Annotated in this window: 3 protein-coding genes; 1 reads left to right on the top strand and 2 read right to left on the bottom strand. The window is 37.2% G+C overall.

Annotated elements, in window-relative coordinates:
* Positions 1-159: 159 nt before the first annotated feature.
* Together D0T60_RS18310 and D0T60_RS18305 are read right to left on the bottom strand one after the other, a co-directional pair.
* Positions 160-837, bottom strand: a complete 678-nt coding sequence (locus tag D0T60_RS18310) for an MIP family channel protein (protein ID WP_163219898.1) — start codon at positions 835-837, stop codon at positions 160-162.
* 109 nt (positions 838-946) lie between these two features.
* The gene (locus D0T60_RS18305; RefSeq protein WP_163219896.1) at positions 947-1,882 is read right to left on the bottom strand and encodes a cation diffusion facilitator family transporter; all 936 of its coding nucleotides are present in this window, start codon (positions 1,880-1,882) and stop codon (positions 947-949) included.
* A 228-nt stretch (positions 1,883-2,110) separates the two neighbouring features.
* Between D0T60_RS18305 and D0T60_RS18300 the strand changes: the two genes are divergently transcribed.
* Positions 2,111-2,935 carry a mechanosensitive ion channel domain-containing protein gene (locus D0T60_RS18300; protein WP_163219894.1) on the top strand — a complete coding sequence of 275 codons (825 nt, stop codon included), beginning with the start codon at positions 2,111-2,113 and terminating at the stop codon, positions 2,933-2,935.
* Positions 2,936-3,054 lie beyond the last annotated feature (119 nt).

Raw genomic sequence — 3,054 nt, 5'->3', positions numbered from 1 at the left:
TACTCATAAATAGGATATTTAAAAAGGAAATAGAGCACAAAGAAAGCTATTTTAGGGCAAAAAATAAACTGTTGAGATTATTGAGTGGATGCCCTGCCAGAGAAAGAAAGAATAATATGAGGGCGGACCTATAAGTCCGCCCTGACAATGGATATTTTATTACTTCTTATCCGCACCAATTGCCTTCCAAACAATTGCACTAAACATTGCTCCCACAAATGGAGCTACAATGAATAACCAAAGTTGAGAAAGAGCAGGACCTTGTTCGAACAAAGCAGGACCGATACTACGAGCAGGGTTCACAGATGTTCCTGTAATAGGAATACATACAATATGAATCAACACCAAAGAAAGACCAATGGCAAGACCTGCTAAAGATGAATTACCTTTCTTTGAATCGGTTACTCCCAATACTACCAGTACAAAGATAAATGTAAATACAGCCTCGGCCAGAAAAGCAGTTAAGGTAGATGTAGATTCTGCATAGCCGTTTGCCCCGGTAAGTGTTCCGTTAGGATCTACTGCATAACCAGAAACCAATGCATAAAGAATAGACGATCCGATAATAGCACCAATTACTTGAAACAGCATATACATACCTGCATCTTTTCCGCTGATACGTCCGCTAAGCAGACATCCTAATGTGATAGCCGGATTAATATGACAACCCGAAATTCCCCCAATAGCATAAGCCATAGCAACCACCGATAAGCCAAAGGCAAATGCCACAGTAAGAACCTGAGCCGTAGTGCCTACACCACCATTAAAAATGGCGCTTCCACAACCCAATAATACCAGAACCATTGTTCCGACCATTTCTGCAATGTACTTTTTCATGTTTTACTTAAAAATTTAAATTATAAAAATAGATTTTATTATAAACTCATACAAAGCAAAAAACAAGAATATTAATGCTTTGTTTCGCTTTGTATGCTCTTTCTTCGTGTTATTTTGTTTTTATCATTTTCTCGTTTATTCCAAATTTCTCTCCAACGCTGTGAGTTCCTTCCGGCTCTACATGAACAATTATATCATACACATTCTCCACCGAGTTGCGAATACACCGCTCTACATCTTCCGCAATCTGATGCGCTTCCGAAAGAGTCATGCTGCCTGCCGCCTCAATATCAAGTACAATCATATATAGATTCCCAACTTGATGAGAACGCACCCGATGCGGATTATTCGCTCCGGGAACCAATCTCACTGCATCAAATATCTTATTATATACAGTAACATCCTTCACCCCATCCATCAATTCTACATTAGAATCCATAAAAATGCCCACAGCCGTCTTTATAATAAAAAGACTGATAATAAGCCCTGTCACAGAGTCGAGAATCGGCATATTTAATATAACAGTAAAGAAAAGGCCAGTCAGAACACCTACTGAAATCAGCACGTCATTTTGCATATTCTTGGCATTGGCAATAAGTAACGAACTATTTATTTTTTTACCTTGCCGGAATTGATATAAAGATAATAGCAGCTTTCCTACAATCGAAAATACAGTAACATAAATGGCTATAGTAGAGGGGAGTTCTTTCGTTTCGGTAGTAAACAGGCTTTGTATAGACGAGACAAACATCTGAATACCTGCATAAAAAATAACCATTGAAAGAACTTTGGTAGCTATTCCTTCTGCCTTTTGGTATCCATATACATATTTCTCATTGGGAGGTTTGCTCATAATGCGTGCTGTATATATCATCACAATAGAAATCACCACATCAGTAGCAGAATCTATTCCATCACCAATTACAGCTAAGCTTCCGGCTAATCCTCCCACTACAATCTTAGCAATGGATAAAATGGCATTACCGATTGTACTGATCCACGAATTACGTATAAGAATTTTGTCTCTTACTCTATTCTGAGTCATGCTTCCTCTTATTTTAATTACAAACTTAGAGAAAATATATGATTTATAGGCAAGCATTCTATTAATTACTTTACTATTTTTGCCGTATTTAGAGTCGGTTTAAATTTTGCTCATTCTTTTATTCGATGTAAATGGCGGGTTATTTAAGCCGCAGAAACCTCAAAATAAGCAAAACATTTAAATCATAAATGGTGTTTAATTAATGAATAACAATATAAAAGCAAAAGCATGGATAATGTAAATATTTCCCAGTTCGAAAAGATATTAGAAAATCTGGTAATGCAAGGAGCCCACCTTGGGTTAACCATCGTAAAAGCACTGATTGTACTTATTGTTGGGAAGTTAGTTATCCATCTTGTTAATAGAATCGTTAAAAAATTGCTTCTAAAAAGAAGTGTTGATGCCTCTGTACGTTCGTTCACCTCCAGTATGGTTAATATTTCATTGATTGTACTGCTTATTATATCTGTTATTGGAGTATTAGGGATAGAAACCACTTCCTTTGCCGCCTTGTTGGCCTCGATTGGAGTAGCCATAGGTGTGGCTCTCAGCGGAAACCTTTCTAACTTTGCAGGTGGAATCATAATATTGCTTTTCAAACCCTTCCGTGTAGGCGATTTCATCACAGCTCAGGGAGTAAGTGGTAAAGTTGTAGAAATTCAGATATTCCATACCATTATGAATACTTCTGATGGTATACGCCTGTATCTTCCTAACGGTTCGTTAAGCAGTAGTATTATAACTAACTTCAATATAGACAAACGTCGTGTAGAATGGATTATCGGTATTGATTATGGAGAAGACTATGAGAGAGTAAAATCGGTTATTGAAGAAATTATGTCTAAAGAAAACCGTTTACTTCCGGATCCTGCTCCTTTTATTGCTTTACATGCTTTGGATAGCAGCAGCGTAAACATCATTGTGCGAGCTTGGGCGAAAGCTTCCGATTATTGGGGAGTTTATTTCGATACCAACAAGCAAATTTATGAAACATTCAATAAAGAAGGCATCAACTTCCCATTCCCGCAAATGACGATTCACAAACCGTCTTAGCTTAGATTTTCATTCTTGATTTGTCTTTTTGTAGATATGGTTGACTCTTTAACGACTCAACCAATGAAAGAAAAGAAGTCCAACGATGCTCACGCTTTTCATTTTCGGATTCGTGAGAT

It is taken from the genome of Bacteroides sp. 224 (genome assembly GCF_010500995.1).
Taxonomy (GTDB): Bacteria; Bacteroidota; Bacteroidia; order Bacteroidales; family Bacteroidaceae; genus Bacteroides.
This window is presented reverse-complemented; position numbering and strand designations above follow the sequence as displayed.

Excerpts from the sequence above, each read along its gene's own strand:
- D0T60_RS18310 (WP_163219898.1), bottom strand. The coding sequence starts at position 837 with ATGAAAAAGTACATTGCAGAAATGGTCGGAACAATGGTTCTGGTATTA.
- D0T60_RS18305 (WP_163219896.1), bottom strand. The coding sequence starts at position 1,882 with ATGACTCAGAATAGAGTAAGAGACAAAATTCTTATACGTAATTCGTGG.
- D0T60_RS18300 (WP_163219894.1), top strand. The coding sequence starts at position 2,111 with ATGGATAATGTAAATATTTCCCAGTTCGAAAAGATATTAGAAAATCTG.